We start from the raw sequence: 18,010 nt of genomic DNA, 5'->3' as shown, positions 1-18,010 counted from the left end.
GCGGCGATGGGCCTTATCCGCATCCTCGCCAAATTCGCGTTCGTCTTCGTCGTCGTGACGGTCGCCTGGGTCGGCCTGTACCGGTTCGTCCCGCCGCCCTTCACCTTCACGATGATGGGCGACCTGCTGTCCGGGCATACGGTGACGAAGGACTGGATGCCGTTGTCGGAGATGGATCCCGACATGGCGCGCGCCGCGATTGCGGGCGAGGATTCGGGGTTCTGTTCGCACAGCGGCTTCGACTTCAAGGCGATTGCCGGGGCTGCGGCGCGCAATGCGCAGGGCGGGCGGATCCGTGGCGGGTCGACGATCAGCCAGCAGACCGCGAAGAACGCGTTCCTGTTCCAGGGCGGCGGCTATATCCGCAAGGCGTTCGAGGCGTATTTCACCGTGCTGATCGAGACGCTGTGGCCGAAGCGGCGGATCATGGAGGTGTATCTCAACATCGCCGAGACCGGAATCGGCACCTATGGCGCCAATGCCGGGGCGATCCGGTATTTCAACCACGATGCGTCGCGGCTGTCGGCGACCGAGGCGGGGCGGATCGCGGCGGTGTTGCCGCTGCCGAAGAAGCGGGCGGCGATCGCGCCGCGCGGTTTCGTCCGCCGCCACGGCAACACGCTGTCGCGCCGCGTCTCGACCGTTCGCACCCAGGGGCTCGACGGCTGCCTCCGCTAGGGGCCGGCAGCCGCCGCACCCGGCAGATCAGAACGGCAGCTTGAAGCCCGGCGGGAGCTGCAGGCCGCTGGTCATCTTGGACATTTCGGTGCCCGACACCGCATCCGCCTTGGCGCGGGCATCGTTGAACGCGGCGGTCAGCAGATCCTCGAGCATCTGCTTCTCGCCGACCTGCATCAGCGAATCGTCGATCGCGATGCCGATGATCCGGCCCTTGGCGGACGCCTTGACCTTGACCAGCCCGCCGCCCGACGCGCCCTCGACCTCGATCGTGTCGAGATTGGCCTGCGCCTTTTCGAGCTCGGTCTGGACGTTCTGCGCCATGGCGAGGATTTCGTCGATATTCTTCATGCGTTGCTCCTTTGACCCGGCCACGATTCAAGCTTGGCGTCGGGAAACGCTGCCACCGCGGCCTTCATGATGGGGGATTCGAGTATGGCCTGCTTCACCGCCTCGTCGGCGGCGTCCTGCGCCTCGCGCAGCGTCGGTTCGCCCGGCGCGTCGACGATCGACACCTTCCAGGCGGTCCGTGTGACCGACTTCAGCAGCGTGCCCAGTTCCGCCAGCGTGTCCGCCGAGACCGGCCGGCTGCCGCTGAGCGCAAGTTCGGGCGGCGCATAGGAGACGATCCGCGCGCCGTGTCGCAGCCGCGCGGCGATCGCCAGCCCGCCCGAATCGTCGAGCAGATCGACCAGAGCCGCGAAGGTTGGCGGCAGGATCGGTCCGGTGTCGACCGGTGCCGGCGCAGCGGATGCCCCCGCCCCGGCCCAGGGCGGGGCCTCGCCAGAGGGTGCGGGAGCGGGCGCCTGGGTCGACGCGGCGGCGGGCGCAGCGGGTGCGGGACCGCCAGCGAGCTGCCGCGCGAGTTCGCCCGGATCGGGCAGCGTCGAGGCGTAGATCGTCCGCAGCAGCGCCATTTCCGCCGCCTCGATCGGCAACACAGCCTTGGCGACCTCGTCATGGCCCTTGAGGAACAGCTGCCAGAGGCGGTGCAGCGCGGGGTAGGACAGGTTGGCCGCCCACTCCTCGCGCGCGGCGCGCTCTTCCGCGGGCTGCGCGGCGTCGGCCGGCGTCCCGACCTTGGTCAGCGTGATGCCGTGAACGGTTTCGAGCAGTGACCGGAGCACCGACAGCGGATCGACGCCATAATCATATTGCCGCCGCAGCGAGCCGAGCGCCCCCGCCCCGTCACCCGCCAGGATCAGGGCGAGCAGGTCGCGCACTGCGCCGCGATCGGACAGGCCGAGCATCTGCCGCACCGCGTCCGCGGTGACGCCGCCGCCTTCGAGCCCGGCATGCGCGATCGCCTGGTCGAGGATCGACAGGCCGTCGCGCGCCGACCCTTCGGCGGCGCGTGCGATCAGCATCAGCGCCTCGGGCTCGGCGACGACGCCTTCCTCGGTCGACACCCAGGCGAAGTGCCTGGCGAGCTGTTCCGCCGAGATGCGGCGCAAGTCGAAACGCTGGCAGCGCGACAGGACCGTCACCGGCACCTTGTTCACTTCGGTCGTCGCGAACAGGAACTTCACATGCGCGGGCGGTTCCTCCAGCGTCTTCAGAAGCGCGTTGAACGCGTTCTTCGACAACATGTGGACTTCGTCGATGATGTAGATCTTGAAGCGCGCGGTGACCGCCGAATAGCGCGACGCGTCGATGATCTCGCGGACGTCGTCGACGCCGGTATGACTCGCGGCGTCCATCTCGATCACGTCGATATGGCGGCCCTCGGCGATCGCGCGGCAGGGTTCGCAGACGCCGCACGGGTCGATCGTCGGACCGCCCTGCCCGTCCGGACCGATGCAGTTGAGCGCCTTGGCGATCAGGCGCGCGGTCGACGTCTTGCCGACCCCGCGGACCCCGGTCATCAGAAAGGCATGCGCCAGCCGGTCGCGCTTGATCGCGTTGCCGAGCGTCTGGACCATCGCGTCCTGCCCGATGAGCTCGGAAAAGGTCTGCGGACGATATTTGCGCGCGAGCACGCGGTACGCGACATCCGCCTTAGCAGCCGGCTGCGGCGGTTCGCCCAGGTCGAAGGAATCTGACATTGCGGTCGTCATAGCGGCTGTCGGGTCCGGTGTCGAAGGGCATGGCCGGGACCGCGAATGTTGCGAATGTTGAGACGATAGCGCGATTCAGCATTGGGCGTCGGGTCGACACTGAGCGTCGTCGCGGTGCAGCCCGAGGTCGGGGTGCGGCCGTTCGGGACGGCGTATCGGGGGCCGGAACTGAGAGCGATCTGGGCCATGGTGCGGCGTACCACAAACGCGGGCAGATTTACAGCGAAATGGAACGTTTCGGGAACGTCATTGTGAAAGCTGTTTGGGATCAGGGGTTTGGCGGGGAGGTAGGGGCGCCACGGCTGAGCCGTGTCGTCAGACGGCGCTGTGCGCCGCTGGCCGCGCTCACATTTGCCTGCAAATGTTCGCGGTGGGAGCCGGGACGACCCGGGGCGAAATCGTTGTGGCTGCTTCCTTCCGGATCTGACCAAGTTGGCGACGACCCCGTCCGCCCGACTCCCGCTGCGCATATGGCGGGGTCGGACGGGATGATCAAGCCGCTTTACGGCCTGACCCGGGGGAAGGCCCGTTCTTAGCGGTTGACGCGGACCGTGCGGCAGACGCGCTGGCGATGATGGTTGCGGACCACGTTGCGGCAGACCTGACGCGTGCGCGTACGATGACGGACGCCGGGGCGGTTGTCGTTGTGACGGACGACGGTCCGCTCATGGACGACGGTGCGCTGTGCGGATGCCTCGGCGGCGAAGCCGACGGGCGCGAGGCCGGTGAGCGCAACGAGACCGGCGGCGGCGAGGGTAAACAACTTCATGGAAAGTCTCCTGAGCGGTCTGGATTCGCGTGAATCCCATAACCTATGTTAGCAAACTCGCGCCGCCTCATTACGGTTCCGTATCAACGACGGAAACAGCGGCGAACCGGGCCGTAATAGCCGCGCTGGATGCGGCACACGACGCGTGAGCGGCCATAGCCACGCGGCCCGCCATAGCCGTAATGCGCGCGATAGCCGCCGTGGTGCCCGCGATAGCCGCCGCGATATCCATCCCGGTACCCGCCCCGGTAGCCGCCCCGGTAACCGCCATCCCGATAGCCGTCATAGCGATGGCGCGGGCCATGCCAGCCGCGGTCATGATGCCCGCCGCCGCGCGGCCCGTCCCAGCCGTAACGCTGTGCGTCCGCGGGGGCCGCGGCAACCAGGGTACCGGCGGCCAGGGCGCCGGCGGCGAAGAAAGCGATGATCCTCATGAGAGCTACTCCACTCGAGCCCCGGGCAGCGGGGCCGTATCAATGCCCCGTATACTGGGGCGGTGGAGGCTTGATCGCCGAACCGCCGTGGATCGACGCTGAACCGGCCGTTGTCATTCTGTAAGGTTCGCCCGGCCGGTCAGCCGGGGACGCGCACCGTCAGTCCGTCGAGCGCCTCGGTCAGGCGGATCTGGCAGGCGAGCCGGCTGGTCCGGGTCGCGTCGGGGGCGAGATCGAGCATGTCCTCCTCGTCCGCGCTCGCCGGCGGCAACCGGGCGACATCGGCGGCGTCGACGATGACATGGCAGGTCGCGCAGGCAAGCTGGCCCTCGCACGTGCCCTCGAGCGGCTGGCCGTCCGCCTGTGCGGCGTCGAGCAGCCGGTCGCCGGGGGTGGCGACGACGCTGCGCATGCTGCCGTCGCGGGCGATGAAGTGGACGATCATGGAAAACGGACGATCATGGCCATTGCCCTTCCGCCGCGGCCGCGATCGCGTCGATCGCGGCGGCGAGCTCTGTTTTGGTGGTGTAGCGGCCGAAGCCGAGACGGATGCTCGACCGGGCCTGGGTCTCGCTCAGGCCGATCGCGCGGAGCACATGGCTCGACCGCCCCGACCCGCTCGCACAGGCGGAGCCCGCGGAAAAGGCGATGTCGCGCAGGTCGGACATCAGCCGGTTCACGTCGAGCCCCTCGCGGCGGATGTTGAGATTGCCGTGATAGCGCGGGTCGGTGGCGCCGTTGATCATCCAGCCGGGGCCGAGCCGGTTGCGGGCGAGCGACCAGAGGCGGTCGACATGGGCGGCGTCCTGGTTCTTGCGGTCGGCCATCAGCTGCGCGGCGACGCCGAAGCCGGCGCACAGGGCGGGCGACAGCGTGCCCGAACGGCCGGGCGCCTCCTGCCCGCCGCCGTGGAGCAGCGGGGCGAGCGTGACGCCGTCGCGGATCCACAGCGCACCGATGCCCTTGGGGCCGTGGATCTTGTGCGCGGAGATGGCGATCAGGTCGACGGTGTCGGGGATCGCGACCCGGCCATAGCCCTGGACCGCGTCGCACAGCAGCAGCGCGCCGGCAGCGTGCGCGGCGGCGGCGAGCGCGGCGATCGGCTGGATCACGCCGATCTCGTTGTTGACGAGCATCGCCGCGACCAGACCCGTGCGGGCGACGGCATCGGGATCGACGATGCCGTCTGCGCCGACCGGCAGGATCGTCACGTCGCGCCCCTGCGCCGCTTCCGCCGCCGCGGTGTCGAGCACGGCGGCGTGTTCGGTGGCGAGCGTCGTGATCGGCCCGGCGGTGCCCTTGATCGCCCAGTTCAGCGCCTCGGTCGCGCCGCTGGTGAAGGCGACGCGACCGCCGGGGGGAAGCAGCGCCGCGACCTGATCGCGCGCAAACTCGACGGCGGCCTTCGCGCGGCGGCCTTCGCGGTGGGGCGAATGCGGGTTGGCGTGCTGCGATTCGAGCCAGGGTAGCATCGCGGCGAGCGCCTCGGGCGCGAGCGGAGTGGTCGCCTGGTAGTCGAGATAGCTCATGCGGCCGCCCTGATGTCGCGGGCGATCCGCGTCCAGGCCTCGGCGAAGCGCGCGACGTCGTCGGCGGTGGTGGTCCAGCCGAAGCTGACGCGGACGACCTGCGCGGCGGCGTCGGCGGGATAGCCCATCGCGGCGAGGACATGGCTCGGCCGCATGCTGCCCGACGAACAGGCACTGCCCGCCGAGACCGCGAACCCGGCCATGTCGAGGCGGATCAGCTGCGCCGCCGCGCCGACGCCGGGCATGCGGTAGGAGGCGATGGTCGGAATGCGGGGGCTGGCCTGCGCGACGATCTCGCCGCCATGTGCGAGGATCGCGGCGTCGAGTTCGGCGCGGAGGTCGGCGAGCGGCGCGAACCAGTCGCGCGGGGCTTCGAGTGCGGCGGCGAATCCGAGCGCGCCGGGGAGGTTCTCGGTGCCGCCACGATAGCCGCGCTCCTGCCCGCCGGTCGGATCGAGCAGGCCGAGGTCGCGGACGAGCAGCGCGCCGATCCCGGGCGGACCGCCGAGCTTGTGCGCGGAGACGATGATCATGTCGGCGTCGGGGAGCGGGAGCTTGCCCGCGGTCTGCGCGCAGTCGGCGATGCGCGGGCTGGCGGCCGCGGGCTGGAGGACGCCGGTTTCGCTGTTGGCGGACTGGAGCGCGGTCCAGTCCCGCCCCTCGGTCCTGACGATACCGCCCGCATCGACGTCGAGCATGACCGGGCGGTCCGCCGCGCGCAGGACCGCGTCATGCTCGACCGCGGCCACGCCGATGCCCGGCCGGCCGCGCAGTGCTAGCCCTGCGGATTCGCTCGCGCCGCTCGTCAGGATCACGTGGTGCGGCCAGTCGAGCGCCTGCGCGATCCGGCGCCGCGCATCCTCCAGCGCCGCCCGTGCCGCCCGCCCCTCGGCATGCGGCGAGGACGGGTTCGCCCAGCGCGCCATGCCCTCGATCACCGCCGCGACGGCCTCCGGACGCATCGGCGTCGTGGCGGCGTGATCGAGGTAGATGCGAGGTTCGTTACGGGACAGGGTCGGTTCCAATTGCGAAAAGGGGTGCATTACCTATATAGCGCGCATCGTCCGGCACTCCACCCGAGTGCGTATCCCAGCTCGCGAGTGCCCATGCCAGAAGTCATTTTTCCCGGTCCCGAAGGCCGTCTCGAAGGTCGTTTTGCGCCGGGTCCGCGCCCGCGCGCGCCCGTTGCGATGATCCTCCACCCGCACCCGTCGGCGGGCGGCACGATGAACAACGCGATCGTGCAGCAGCTCTACAAGACCTTCCAGCGGCGCGGTTTTGCGACGCTCCGCTTCAACTTCCGCGGGGTCGGCAAGAGCCAGGGCGTGTTCGATAACGGCGTCGGCGAGCTCTCCGATGCGGCGAGCGCGCTCGACTGGGTGCAGAGCTTCCATCCCGAGGCGCAGACGACGTGGATCGCGGGCGTCAGCTTCGGCGCGTGGATCGGCATGCAGCTGCTGATGCGTCGCCCCGAGATCCGCGGCTTCATCTCGATCGCGCCGCCGGCGAACCTGTACGACTTCACGTTCCTGGCCCCCTGCCCGTCGAGCGGGATCATCATCCAGGGCGAGGGCGACGAGGTTGCGACGCCGGGGGCGACGCAGAAACTGGTCGACAAGCTGCGCACGCAGAAGCACATCACGATCCATCACGACACGATCCCGAAGGCGAACCACTTCTTCGAGCACGAGATGGCCGAGCTGATGGGGTCGGTGGACAAGTATCTCGACATGCGGCTGGATCCGAATTCGCCGATCCGGTGAGCCCCTTCCCTTCTCCCCTCGGGGAGCAGGTGGCGCGTTAGCGCCGGATGAGGGCACTTTGTGAGCGTTGCGGTTCACGACGTGCCCTCACCCTCCCACCGCTGCGCGGCGGGCCCCTCCCTCTCCCCCGGGGGGAGAGGGTTAGAGGGTCCAGATTGCTACGTTGGCTAGCAGTACCGCGGCCATCACGAGCATGAGGATGCCTTTGCGGCGGTCGTGGTTCTTCACGATCAGCGTGATGCCGCCGATCAGGCAGGCGAACATGCCGAGCATGGCGATGGCGGGCGCGGCGGCGGCGATGGCGGTCAGGGCGGCGGTCATGCGCCAGCGTTACGCCGAGCCGCGCCGATAGGGAAACCGGACGTGCCGCATTGACTTGATCGTCCGCGAAAATAGCATGGCCCCCGTCCCTTCCGGACCTGGGAGCCGCCATGCCGATCCTGATCGCCCTGCTCGTCGCGCAGGCCGCACCCACGCCCCCTGCCCCCGCGAATTGCCGCTATGACGAGGCGGCGATGCTCGCGCTCGACGAACGCGCGTTCGACCAGACACCGACCAGCGGCTGGCGACCACTCGCCGCCGCGGGATGCGATCTGGTCGCGGCGGATGCGATCGCGGCGTGGCGAGCGAGCCATGCGGGCGATCCGCGTACGGCGGGCCTGCTCAACTGGCACGAGGGACAGTTGCGCGCCAATGCCGGCCAGACCGCGCCCGCGATCGCGCTGTTCGAGGCCGCGCGCAAACCGCTGCCTGAGGATATGGGGTTCGGCTGGAACCTGTATGTCGACGGCAGCATCGCCTTTCTGCGCCGAGATCTGGCGGGCCTCGATACCGCCCGCGCCAAGCTCGCCGCACTCCCCCGGCCGGCGGGCTATGCCCCGGTCGGCGTCGACGGCAAGCCGCGCGCCTATGCCTGGCCGATGAACCTCAATATCCTCGACGGCTTCGTCGCCTGCTGGAACCGCGGCTACAAACAGGCCTATGCCTGCGCGAAGCCCGCGGTCCGCACGCTGCCGCCCGCGACCGGCTGAGATCAGCCCGCCAGCACCGCCGCATAGGCGGCGCGGTCGACATTGCCGCCTGACAGGATGACGAGCAGCCCGGGTTCGGGATGCACCTTGCCCGCCAGCAGCGCGGCGAGCGCGACCGCGCCGCCGGGTTCGATCACCAGCCGCAGCCGCTCCGCCGCCCAGCGCTGCGCCGCCGCGGTCTCCCCCTCGCTGACCGCGACGCCGGTCGCATCGCGGCGCGACAGCACGTCGAAGGTCAGCGGCGACACGCGCTGCGTCTGGAGCGAATCGCATGCGGTCGGCGGCGGGTTCGGCCCGACCGGCTCGATCCACGACGCTTCGAGCGACCGCCGCATGTCGTCCCACCCCTCGGGTTCGACCACCGTGATCGCCGCGTCCTTGACCGCCAGCGCGATCCCCGCCGCAAGCCCGCCGCCACCACACGGGACGACGATGCGGGAGGGCGACCCCAGGCCGAACGCCGCCATCTGCGCATGCGCCTCGATCCCCGCGCTGCCCTGCCCCTCGATGATCCACGGGTCGTCGAAGCTGGGCACCAAAGTCGCGCCGCGCGCCTTGGCGAGGCGTGCGGCGATCGCCTCGCGGCTCTCGGTCGCGCGGTCATAGGCGACGACCTCCGCACCGAGCGCCAGCGTCGCGTCGCGCTTCGTGCGCGGGGCGTCCGACGGCATAACGATCGTCGCGGCGATACCGAGTCGCCGCGCCGCCCACGCCACGCCCTGCGCATGATTGCCCGACGAGAAGGCGACGACGCCGCGCGCGCGGATCTGATCGGGAATCGCGGTCAGCCGGTGCCAGGCGCCGCGAATCTTGAACGCGCCGACCGGCTGCAAGGATTCCGCCTTGAACGCGACCGCTATCCCCCGGATTTCGGCCACGAACAGCGGCGTCGGCGGCAGGATGCGCGCGATCTTCTCTGCCGCGTCACGGACCCCGGCCCGTGTCGGCTGTCGCAAAATCGTCACACGTCGTCTCCTGTGGTGCAGATGCTATTTACATGGGGGGCGTGCGCCCCTAAATCGCGCTTCCGCTGCCCCATGGGACTTCCAACCGCAAGGCAGTGTTTTCGTAATTTGTCTCAGGACATTGGAGGTCCCTTGAATTGGTCAAGCATCATATCGCGCTGGGGTTAGCGAAAGCCCATTCGACCGCCGACACTCCCCTCATCGGGGGCGGCATCGACATCGCTAAGGGGCGCCCGGTCAATCCGGTCACGCTCGTTCGTCCGCACGCTGCTGCGCGCGCCGCTCGGTTCTTCGTCGAGAAGTTCCCGGGCCGCTCGATGTATGCGGTAAAGGCGAATCCATCTCCCGAACTCCTGCAGATCCTGTGGGACAATGGCATCACGCATTACGACGTGGCGTCGATCGCCGAAGTGCGCCTGGTCGCGCGGACGCTGCCAGAGGCGACCCTGTGCTTCATGCACCCGGTCAAGGCCGAGGAAGCGATCGCCGAGGCGTATTTCACGCACGGCGTCCGCACCTTCAGCCTCGACAGCCTGGAAGAGCTGGACAAGGTCGTGCGCGCCACCCGCGAAGCCACCGACCTGACGCTGTGCGTCCGGCTGCGCGTGTCGTCCGAGCATTCGAAGCTGAGCCTCGCGTCGAAGTTCGGTGCCGCACCGCATGAAGCCAAGGAACTGCTGTTCGCGGCCCGCCAGGCGGCGGACGCACTGGGCATCTGCTTCCATGTCGGCAGCCAGGCGATGACTCCGGAAGCCTATTCCAACGCGATGGAGCGCGTCCGCGCGGCGATCGTCGAGGCGGCGGTCACGGTCGACGTGATCGACGTCGGCGGCGGCTTCCCGTCCTCCTATCCGGGGATGGAGCCTCCTCCGCTCGAGCGTTTCTTCGAGACGATCCACCGTGCGTTCGAATCGCTGCCCGTCAGCTATTCGTCCGAGCTGTGGTGCGAGCCCGGCCGGGCGCTGTGCGCGGAATATTCGTCGATCATCGTGCGCGTCGAAAAGCGCCGCGGGACCGAGCTGTACATCAATGACGGCGCGTATGGCGCGCTGTTCGATGCGGCGCATATCGGCTGGCGCTTTCCGGTCGAGCTCCTCCGCGAGCCGGACAGCCGTGCCAAGGACATGGAGTTCAGCTTCTATGGTCCGACGTGCGACGACATGGATCACATGGCCGGGCCGTTCCTGCTGCCCGCCGACATCCAGGCCGGCGACTATATCGAGATCGGCATGCTCGGTGCCTACGGCTCGGCGATGCGGACCGCGTTCAACGGGTTCGGATCGGACGAGACGGTGATCGTCACCGACGAGCCGATGGTCTCGCTGTACGACGAACGGTACCAGGACCTCGCGTCCAACGTCGTCACGCTGTAACCACTAGCTATTATTTCTACCGTCATTCCCGCGCAGGCGGGAATCCATAAACGCTATCGGCGCGGCTCCATCTGCCCCCGAGTTTATGGATCCCCGCCTGCGCGGGGATGACGACGTTTGAGGATGATGACCATGACCGAAGACACCCGCATCGACGCGCAGCGCAAGGCTGAGCTCCTGTCCACTACCGTCGAGCATATCGACATCACCAGCTTCGACGCGCGGCCGATCGTCGACGCGATGAAGAAGATGTCGTTCACCAGCCGCGACCTCGGCCGTGCGACCGACATCTACAACCAGATGCTCGCCGACAAGGACTGCACGATCTTCCTCGTGATCGCAGGCAGCACGAGCGCTGGCGGTTGCATGGACCTCTATGCCGAGCTGCTGCGCAACAACATGATCGACGGCATCGTCGCGACCGGCGCGACGATCGTCGACATGGATTTCTTCGAGGGCCTCGGCCACAAGCATTACCAGGCGCTCGAGGTGCCGCACGACGACGTGCTGCGCTCGCTGATGATCGACCGGATCTACGACACCTATATCGACGAGGAAGAGCTCCAGCACGTCGACCACACGATCTTCGAGATCGCCGAGACGCTGGAACCCCGCCCCTATTCGAGCCGTGAGTTCATCCGCGAGATGGGCAAGTATCTGGTCGAGCACGGCAAGAAGGAGAACAGCCTCGTCAAGCTCGCCTATGAGCATGACGTGCCGATCTTCTGCCCGGCGTTCGTCGACAGCTCGGCGGGCTTCGGTCTGGTCAAGCATCAGGTCGACGCGGCGAAGGCGGGCAAGCCGTACATGGTCCTCGACGCGATCGCGGATTTCCGCGAGCTGACCGAGATCAAGATCAAGGCAGGCACCACCGGCCTGCTGATGATCGGTGGCGGCGTGCCGAAGAACTTCATCCAAGACACGGTCGTCTGCGCCGAGATCCTCGGCCATGACGACGTCCAGGTCCACAAGTACGCGGTGCAGATCACGGTCGCCGACGTGCGCGACGGTGCGTGCTCGTCGTCGACGCTGCAGGAGGCGGCTTCGTGGGGCAAGGTCAACACCGGCATCGAGCAGATGGTGTTCGCCGAAGCAGGTTCGGTCATGCCGCTGCTCGCGTCGGACGCGTATCACCGTGGCCTGTGGAAGGACCGTCCGGTCCGCAAGTGGGGCGCGAGCTTCGACAAGGCCTGAGGCGGACGCGCTGATCCTTCCCCGCAAGGGGGAGGATTCCGCGATTGCTCCCGATGCGTGATTGATGCAGCCTCCTCCGGGGAACCGGGGGAGGCTTTTTCATGCATGACGACCTGATCCACAGCGAGATCCTGCGGCCGATGGTCGCGCTGATCGCCTGGACGCTGGTGATGCTGCTCTGGATGCTGGCGACCCGGCTGCCCGCGATGAAGGCGGCGGGCGTCAACCTCAGCCAGCTCGTCGGCACGCGCGCCGCCGACGCGGACCGTTCGCTGCCCGCGAGTGCGCAGTGGAAGGCGCATAACTACAACCATCTGATGGAGCAGCCGACGCTGTTCTACGCGGTGTGTGCGGTGCTTGCGCTCAGCCATACCGGCGACGGGGTCAACGCGTGGATCGCCTGGGCCTATGTCGGCTTGCGGGTCGCACACAGCATCGCGCAGGCGACGACCAACCGGGTGCAGACGCGGTTCATCCTGTTCCTGCTGTCGAGCCTCGCGCTGATCGCGCTCACGCTGCACGCGGCGATGGCGGTATTCTGACGGGACCATTGCCGGCGGATGCGTGTCGATCGCCCCTTCCCCTGCGCGATCGGGATCGGCTAGCTACCGCGCCATGACCTTCGACCGCCGAACCTTGCTCGCCCTGCCGCTCGCGGCCGGGATCGCCCCCGCCGCCCTGCTCTCCGACGCCGCCGGCCAGTCCGCGACGAACGGGAGCGCAAGTCGCGGCGCGCGTCTCGCCGGCGATCCGGTCTGGCCGCCCGCCGAGCGGTTCGCGCTGTGGCCCGGCATTCCGGCGGGCGCACCGACCCCGCTGCCGCGCCCGCGCCCGATGATCACCGGACGCCCGGGCGGCTACCGCGACGTGCAGATGCGCGGGGTCGTCCAGCCCGAGGTCGGCGTGTTCCGCGCCGCCCGCCCCGATGGCCGCGCGGTGCTGGTCTGCCCCGGCGGCGGCTATTCGATCACCTCGCTGCGCAACGAAGGGATCGACGTCGCGCGGGTGCTGAACGGCTTCGGCATCACCGTGTTCGTGCTCAGCTACCGGATGCCGGGCGAAGGCTGGGCGGACCGCGCCAACGTGCCGCTGTCCGACGTGCAGCGCGCGATGCGGCTGATCCGCGCCAATGCGCGGCGCTATGCGATCAACCCCGAGACGCTGGGCGTGCTCGGCTTCTCGGCGGGCGGGCATCTCGCCGGCTCGCTCGAGATCCATCATGGCCTCGAGGTCTATCGCCCGGTCGATGCCGCGGACCGGCTGTCGGCGCGGCCGGCCTTTGCCGGGCTGATGTACGCGGTGTCGAACATGGATCCGGGGCGCAGCCATGGCGGCTCGCGCGCGCAGCTGCTCGGCCCCAATCCCGACCCGGCGATGCAGGCGCGCTATGCGATCGACCGCAATCTGCGCAGCGGTGATGCGCCGCTGTTCCTGGTCCATGCCGAGGATGACGACACGGTGCCGGTCGCTAACAGCCTCGACATGCTCGCCGCCGCGCGTCGCGTCGACATTCCGGTCGAGGCGCATATCCTGCGTCGTGGGCGCCACGGGTTCGGCACGCGGCTGCCCGCGAGCTCGCCGGGTTCGCTCTGGCCGCAGCTGTTCGACCGCTGGATGCGCGAGGCGATCGGGCCCGAAGCGCCGCTCTGACGGCGGGTGTGAGTACCCGGGGTTAGCCGAACACCCGCTTCAGCGACCGTTCGAGCATCATCAGCTGCCACAGCGTGCGGCCATGCTCGGCGCGCCCGCCGCGATGTGCCTCGGCGAGCGCGGTGATCGCGGCCATGTCGAACCAGCCCGTCTCGGCGAGCATCCGCGACGATCCGAGCGCGCTCGCCTCGCCCGCCAGCGCGCCGCGGAACCACGCGCTGATCGGCGTCACGAAGCCCATTTTCGGGCGGTAGAGGATCTCTTTCGGCAGATAGGGCTCCATCGCCTTCTTCATCAGCCATTTGCCCTCGCCGTGGCGGAGCCGCATGCCGACGGGCAAGGTCGCGCAGAACTCGACCAGCCGGTGGTCGAGCAGCGGTTCGCGCGCTTCCAGCCCGACCGCCATGCTGGTGCGGTCGACCTTGGTCAGGATGTCGCCGGGCAGCCAGTGCTTGAGATCGGCATATTGCGCGCGGTCGATCGCGTCGCGCGCGGGGGCATTCGCCATCGTCGCGACATAGCGTTCCTCCGCGCGGTAGCCGCCCAGCGCGGCTTTCGCGGCGCCCGAGAACAGCCGCGCGCGGACTTCGGGCGTCGTGACCCCGACCGAGCGGGCATAGGCCTCGCCACCCCCTGCCGCGAGCGCGAGCAGGGTCGATTTCGCGCGGAACGGTCGCGGTGCCCAGTCGGCCTTGGGGTAATGCCGGCCGAGTGCGCCGAATATATGCGTCCTGAGATGCGCGGGGAGCAGGCCGCGCACGCGTTCCTCCGCCGCCTGGAAGCGGTAGCGCCTGTAGCCCGCCAGCGCCTCGTCCGCACCGTCGCCCGACAGCGCGACCGTCACCCGCTCGCGGGCCAGCGCGCAGACCTGATAGGTGGCGAGCGCTGATCCATCGGCGAACGGCTCGTCGAACGCGGCGACCAGCGTGTCGATCAGCGCGAAATCGTCGGGATCGACTACCCGCTCGGCATGATCGGTGGCGAAGCGGCGTGCGATCGTCGTCGCATGGCCGCGCTCGTCATGCCCCGCCTCGTCGAAACCGATCGTGCAGGTGCGGACCGCGCGCGGGCTCGCCTCCGCCATCAGCGCGACCACCGCCGAGCTGTCGACCCCGCCCGACAGGAACGCGCCGAGCGGCACGTCCGCGACCATCCGCGACCGCACGCCCGCGCGCATCCGCTCGACCAGTTCCTCGCCCAGCGCCTTGGTGGAGCCGGTCGCACGGTTGGAGAAGTCGACGTCCCACCAGCGGCGCGGCGCGGGCATGCCGCGCCCGCGCTCGATCAGCAGGAAATGCCCGGCCGCGAGCTTCTTCACGCCCGCGACCAGACAGGCGTCGTCGGGGACGTAGCCGAGCGCCATGTAATCCTCGACCGCGGACAGATCGGGCGCGCGCCGGACCAGCGGGTTGGCGAGCAGGCCCTTCAGCTCGGAGGCGAACGCGACCGAGCCGTCCGCCAGCTCGACATAATGAAGCGGCTTCACCCCCAGCCGGTCGCGCGCGAGGAACAGCGCGCGGGCGCCGGCGTCGTGGATCGCGAAGGCGAACATGCCGTTCAGCCGGTCGAGCATCGACGGCCCCCAGGCGCGCCAGCCGTGGAGCAGCACCTCGGTATCGCCCCTGGTGCGGAACCGCGCGCCGGCCGCGATCAGGTCGGCGCGCAGCTCGGCGAAATTGTAGATCTCGCCATTATAGCTGATCGTCAGGTCGCCGTCGGACATCGGCTGCGGCGAGCCTTCGAGGTCGATGATCGACAGCCGGCGATGCCCCAGCCCGACGCCCGGCGCGGTCCAGATGCCGTCGCCATCGGGACCACGATGCGCGAGCGCGGCGATCATCGCCTGGATGCGGTTCGGATCGACCGGCTTTGGCGTGCCCGGGTGAAAGATCCCGGCAATCCCGCACATTCAGCGCAGGCCCGCGGCGTGATCGGCGACAATGCCCACCGGCCCGAGCGCGGCGAGGAAGCGCGCCATCGGTCGCGGATCGCCGCCCTCGACCGACAGATGCACCGCAACCGCGCGCTGCGGTCCGCCGAACAGCCGCGCCTTCATCGTCTCGATCTTCACGATCATCCCGTCATCGGTGGTAGCATCGCCGACCCGGTACCACGTCGCGACGATGCGCTCCACGGGTCCCGGCGCGGTAATCCGCATCGCCGAACCGCGCACGCCCGCGGCGTCCGCGACCGGGGGAAGATCGGCGACGCGGACCCAGCGATCCTCCTCGCGCAGCACCCCCGTGCCGAACGCGATCAGCTCGTGCCCGTCGCCCTGCCGGCCGAACACCGCGAGCGCCATGTCGACGGTCGCGCCCGACGCGTCGGCATAGCGGCCGAACAGATAATGGTCGGCGCCCGGATACCAGGGCATCCACGGCGCGCGGACGCTGACATCAACGCGGTGCCAGCCGGGCACGTCGGGCAGCGCGATCTGCGCGGGCAGCGCCTCCCGCCGCCCCGCGACCGCCGCGCTCCAGGCGGGAAACGCCGATCCGACCGCCAGCACGAGCAGCGTGACGATGGCGAGATCGCCCCGATAGCGCGGGACCGCCTGCAGCTGCGCGGGATCGAAGGCGGGATCGTCGGGCGCGCGGTCGAACCAGCGCCAGCCGATCGCGAGCACCGCCGCCATCACGAGCGCGAAGAACAGCCAGCCATAGACGATGTGGTCGATCCCCGTCGCCGCCTCGACCGAAGTCAGCTCGGCCGCCCAGATCGTCCCGAACGCGCGGAACCCGTTGGCGACGACCGGCACCACGACCGACACGGCGAGGAACACCGCGCGCCGCCGCCACGACACGAAACATACATTGGCGACGAGCACCGCGAACGCGACCATCGCGATCACGAACTTGGCGCCCGAGCACGCCTCCGCCACCTCGAAATAATAGCGGCCGGCATGGATCAGCACGCCGTCGACGACCGCGGGCACGCCGACCAGATGCAGCAGCGGCATGACGATCGCGACCGTCACCGCCTGCAAGGGCGGCTCGATCCCCTCGCCGAAGGGCACGAGGAACAGCGCATAGCCGAGCGGGAACAGCAATCCGCGTGCTACATTGGGGCCGAGGATCGCGACGACCGCGCCCTGCAGCATCAGCACCAGCCCCAGTTGCCGCGCGAGATTGACCGAGGCCGCATCGCCCATCAGCCACCCTGCCCCGCCGACCGCGACCAGCGCCAGCCCCGGCCACCAGCCGACCGGCGTCAGTTGCGCGAGCTCGCCGCGCCGCTGCCACACCAGCCACGCGATCACCGGGGTAATGAACAGGCAGTGGCCGAAGGTCGTGCTGGTCCACCAGATCGTCGTCAGATCGGCGACGTCGCGGCGGAACAGCGCGAGCAGCAGGGTCGCCGCGATGCCGAGCGCGAGCAGATGCCGGGGCCAGGACGTCGCGGGGCGATCGGTCACGATGGGGACCGGCGCCCTTCGACCCCGAACAGCGCATCGAGCGGTGCGAGCCGCGCGTCCCAGCCATAGCGTCGCAGCACCTGCGCGCGCGCGGCCCGGCCGAGGTCTGCCGCGTCGGCGGGTGCGTCGAGCAGCGCACGGACCTGCGCGGCGAATTCGCTCGCGTCCGCCGCGACGCGGATCGTGCCGGCGTGGTCGATTCCCTCCGCCGCCGCCGCCGAGGCGACGACCGGCCGCGCCATCGCCATCGCCTCCAGCACCTTGTTCTGGATGCCGCGGGCGAGCTTCAGCGGGGCGACGCAGACCTCGGCTGCGGCGAGCCAGCCGCGCACGTCGTCGACCGCGCCGGTGACGATCACCGCGTCGCCTGCCAGCGCCTGCACCGCCGGAGTCGGGGCGCGGCCGACGATCGCGAACCGGGCTGTCGGGTGTTGCGTGCGGATCCGGGGGAGGATGTCGCGGGCGAACCAGGTCACGGCTTCGATATTGGGGCGGTAGTCCATCTGGCCGGTGAAGACGATCAGCGGGTCTGCATGCGCCGCACTCTGTACCGCCCCACTCTTCACCGCCCCGGCGGAGGCCGGGGTCCAGTTGGGGGACGTGGATGACGACGGACTGTCCGGTGTTACTGCGACCTTTCCAACTGGGCCCCGGCCTTCGCCGGGGTGGTGGGATGGAGGTGTGGCTCGCCCAGTATGCGCAGCCGGGTCGAACGTCGCCGAGTCGATACCGTCCTCGACCGCCAGGAAGCGTCCGGTCGCGCCACCCGCGCCGCCCGGCACCTCCCCGGCGGAGGCCGGGGTCCAGTTGGGAGACGTGGATGACGACGGACTGTCCGGTGTTACTGCGACCTTTCCAACTGGGCCCCGGCCTTCGCCGGGGTGGTGGGATGGGGTTGCGGCCTGCCCGCCATGCGCAGCCGGGTCGGGCGCGCCGCCCTTCACCTCCCTGGCGAAGGCCGGGGTCCAGTTGGGGGACGTTGATGGCGGCGGACTGTCCGGTGTTACTGCGGCCTTTCCAACTGGGCCCCGGCCTTCGCCGGGGTGGTGAGATGGGGTTGCTGCCTGCCCAGACTTGTCAGCCTGCCCCGCCGGATCGAACGTGGCCGAGTCGATGCCGTTCTCGACCGCGAGGATGCGGCCGGTGGCGCCG

Annotated in this window: 18 protein-coding genes, 1 other RNA gene and 1 pseudogene; 7 read left to right on the top strand and 13 right to left on the bottom strand. The window is 69.5% G+C overall.

Features of this window, described 5'->3' with window-relative positions:
- The first annotated feature begins 6 nt into the window (after nt 1-6).
- Nucleotides 7-678, top strand: coding sequence for a monofunctional biosynthetic peptidoglycan transglycosylase (mtgA, locus tag IFT71_RS07395; RefSeq protein ID WP_183935314.1), 672 nt, complete (start codon nt 7-9; stop codon nt 676-678).
- A gap of 27 nt (nt 679-705) precedes the next feature.
- Here mtgA and IFT71_RS07390 read toward each other — a convergent pair whose 3' ends face one another.
- From IFT71_RS07390 to IFT71_RS07355, 8 genes are all read right to left on the bottom strand, one after another.
- The gene (locus IFT71_RS07390; RefSeq protein WP_031395321.1) at nt 706-1,029 is read right to left on the bottom strand and encodes a YbaB/EbfC family nucleoid-associated protein; all 324 of its coding nucleotides are present in this window, start codon (nt 1,027-1,029) and stop codon (nt 706-708) included.
- Nucleotides 1,026-2,723 (bottom strand): DNA polymerase III subunit gamma/tau, encoded by a 1,698-nt coding sequence (locus IFT71_RS07385; protein WP_192139938.1) that lies wholly within the window; start codon nt 2,721-2,723, stop codon nt 1,026-1,028. The genes IFT71_RS07390 and IFT71_RS07385 overlap by 4 nt, the downstream gene beginning before the upstream one ends.
- A 380-nt stretch (nt 2,724-3,103) precedes the next feature.
- An RNA gene (gene ffs / locus IFT71_RS07380) (signal recognition particle sRNA small type) lies at nt 3,104-3,197 on the bottom strand.
- A 70-nt stretch (nt 3,198-3,267) separates the two neighbouring features.
- Complete coding sequence (locus IFT71_RS07375) at nt 3,268-3,504, bottom strand: hypothetical protein (protein ID WP_031441523.1); 237 nt, start codon at nt 3,502-3,504, stop codon at nt 3,268-3,270.
- 83 nt (nt 3,505-3,587) lie between these two features.
- Complete coding sequence (locus IFT71_RS07370) at nt 3,588-3,938, bottom strand: hypothetical protein (protein ID WP_052380984.1); 351 nt, start codon at nt 3,936-3,938, stop codon at nt 3,588-3,590.
- Between the two features lie 139 nt (nt 3,939-4,077).
- Nucleotides 4,078-4,383 carry a 2Fe-2S iron-sulfur cluster-binding protein gene (locus tag IFT71_RS07365; protein ID WP_192139937.1) on the bottom strand — a complete coding sequence of 102 codons (306 nt, stop codon included), beginning with the start codon at nt 4,381-4,383 and terminating at the stop codon, nt 4,078-4,080.
- A gap of 13 nt (nt 4,384-4,396) precedes the next feature.
- On the bottom strand, nt 4,397-5,467 hold the full coding sequence (locus tag IFT71_RS07360) for a cysteine desulfurase family protein (RefSeq protein WP_192139935.1): 1,071 nt from the start codon (nt 5,465-5,467) through the stop codon (nt 4,397-4,399).
- Nucleotides 5,464-6,429 carry an aminotransferase class V-fold PLP-dependent enzyme gene (locus IFT71_RS07355; protein ID WP_244654795.1) on the bottom strand — a complete coding sequence of 322 codons (966 nt, stop codon included), beginning with the start codon at nt 6,427-6,429 and terminating at the stop codon, nt 5,464-5,466. Before IFT71_RS07355 ends, IFT71_RS07360 begins: the two co-directional genes overlap by 4 nt.
- A 144-nt stretch (nt 6,430-6,573) precedes the next feature.
- Here IFT71_RS07355 and IFT71_RS07350 point away from each other — a divergent pair, with 144 nt between their 5' ends.
- Nucleotides 6,574-7,230 carry an alpha/beta hydrolase gene (locus tag IFT71_RS07350; RefSeq protein ID WP_192139931.1) on the top strand — a complete coding sequence of 219 codons (657 nt, stop codon included), beginning with the start codon at nt 6,574-6,576 and terminating at the stop codon, nt 7,228-7,230.
- Nucleotides 7,231-7,371: 141 nt separating this feature from the next.
- Here the strand turns inward: IFT71_RS07350 and IFT71_RS07345 are convergent, their stop codons facing one another.
- Nucleotides 7,372-7,551, bottom strand: coding sequence for a hypothetical protein (locus tag IFT71_RS07345; protein WP_056405521.1), 180 nt, complete (start codon nt 7,549-7,551; stop codon nt 7,372-7,374).
- 110 nt (nt 7,552-7,661) lie between these two features.
- On the opposite strand from IFT71_RS07345, the gene IFT71_RS07340 reads away from it, so the two are divergent.
- A complete protein-coding gene (locus tag IFT71_RS07340) occupies nt 7,662-8,261 on the top strand; it encodes a hypothetical protein (RefSeq protein WP_197975088.1) in 600 nt (199 codons plus the stop codon).
- Between the two features lie 2 nt (nt 8,262-8,263).
- On the opposite strand, the gene IFT71_RS07335 is transcribed toward IFT71_RS07340, so the two are convergent.
- Nucleotides 8,264-9,226: a pyridoxal-phosphate dependent enzyme gene (locus IFT71_RS07335; protein WP_192139929.1), complete on the bottom strand. Its 963-nt coding sequence runs from the start codon at nt 9,224-9,226 to the stop codon at nt 8,264-8,266.
- Between the two features lie 137 nt (nt 9,227-9,363).
- Between IFT71_RS07335 and IFT71_RS07330 the strand changes: the two genes are divergently transcribed.
- From IFT71_RS07330 to IFT71_RS07315, 4 genes are all read left to right on the top strand, one after another.
- Entirely contained in the window at nt 9,364-10,599 is a 1,236-nt protein-coding gene (locus tag IFT71_RS07330) for a type III PLP-dependent enzyme (protein ID WP_031440749.1), read from the top strand.
- Between the two features lie 132 nt (nt 10,600-10,731).
- Nucleotides 10,732-11,793 (top strand): 1,9-bis(guanidino)-5-aza-nonane synthase, encoded by a 1,062-nt coding sequence (locus IFT71_RS07325; RefSeq protein ID WP_031396469.1) that lies wholly within the window; start codon nt 10,732-10,734, stop codon nt 11,791-11,793.
- A gap of 116 nt (nt 11,794-11,909) precedes the next feature.
- The gene (locus IFT71_RS07320; RefSeq protein WP_192140259.1) at nt 11,910-12,335 is read left to right on the top strand and encodes an MAPEG family protein; all 426 of its coding nucleotides are present in this window, start codon (nt 11,910-11,912) and stop codon (nt 12,333-12,335) included.
- A 73-nt stretch (nt 12,336-12,408) separates the two neighbouring features.
- Entirely contained in the window at nt 12,409-13,443 is a 1,035-nt protein-coding gene (locus IFT71_RS07315) for an alpha/beta hydrolase (RefSeq protein WP_183935307.1), read from the top strand.
- 22 nt (nt 13,444-13,465) lie between these two features.
- On the opposite strand, the gene IFT71_RS07310 is transcribed toward IFT71_RS07315, so the two are convergent.
- From IFT71_RS07310 to IFT71_RS07300, 3 genes and pseudogenes are all read right to left on the bottom strand, one after another.
- Nucleotides 13,466-15,352 carry an XrtA/PEP-CTERM system amidotransferase gene (locus IFT71_RS07310; protein ID WP_192139927.1) on the bottom strand — a complete coding sequence of 629 codons (1,887 nt, stop codon included), beginning with the start codon at nt 15,350-15,352 and terminating at the stop codon, nt 13,466-13,468.
- Nucleotides 15,353-16,858, bottom strand: coding sequence for an exosortase A (gene xrtA, locus IFT71_RS07305; protein WP_342212613.1), 1,506 nt, complete (start codon nt 16,856-16,858; stop codon nt 15,353-15,355).
- Nucleotides 16,855-17,391, bottom strand: a pseudogene (locus IFT71_RS07300) (glycosyltransferase); the annotation flags it as partial. The gene xrtA and the pseudogene IFT71_RS07300, both read right to left, overlap by 4 nt.
- Nucleotides 17,392-18,010 lie beyond the last annotated feature (619 nt).

The organism is Sphingomonas sp. CFBP 13733, from assembly GCF_014841795.1.
GTDB classification, from domain to species: domain Bacteria; phylum Pseudomonadota; class Alphaproteobacteria; order Sphingomonadales; family Sphingomonadaceae; genus Sphingomonas; species Sphingomonas aerolata.
Note: the sequence above shows the minus strand (reverse complement) of the source record. Positions and strands in the feature narration are given on the sequence as shown.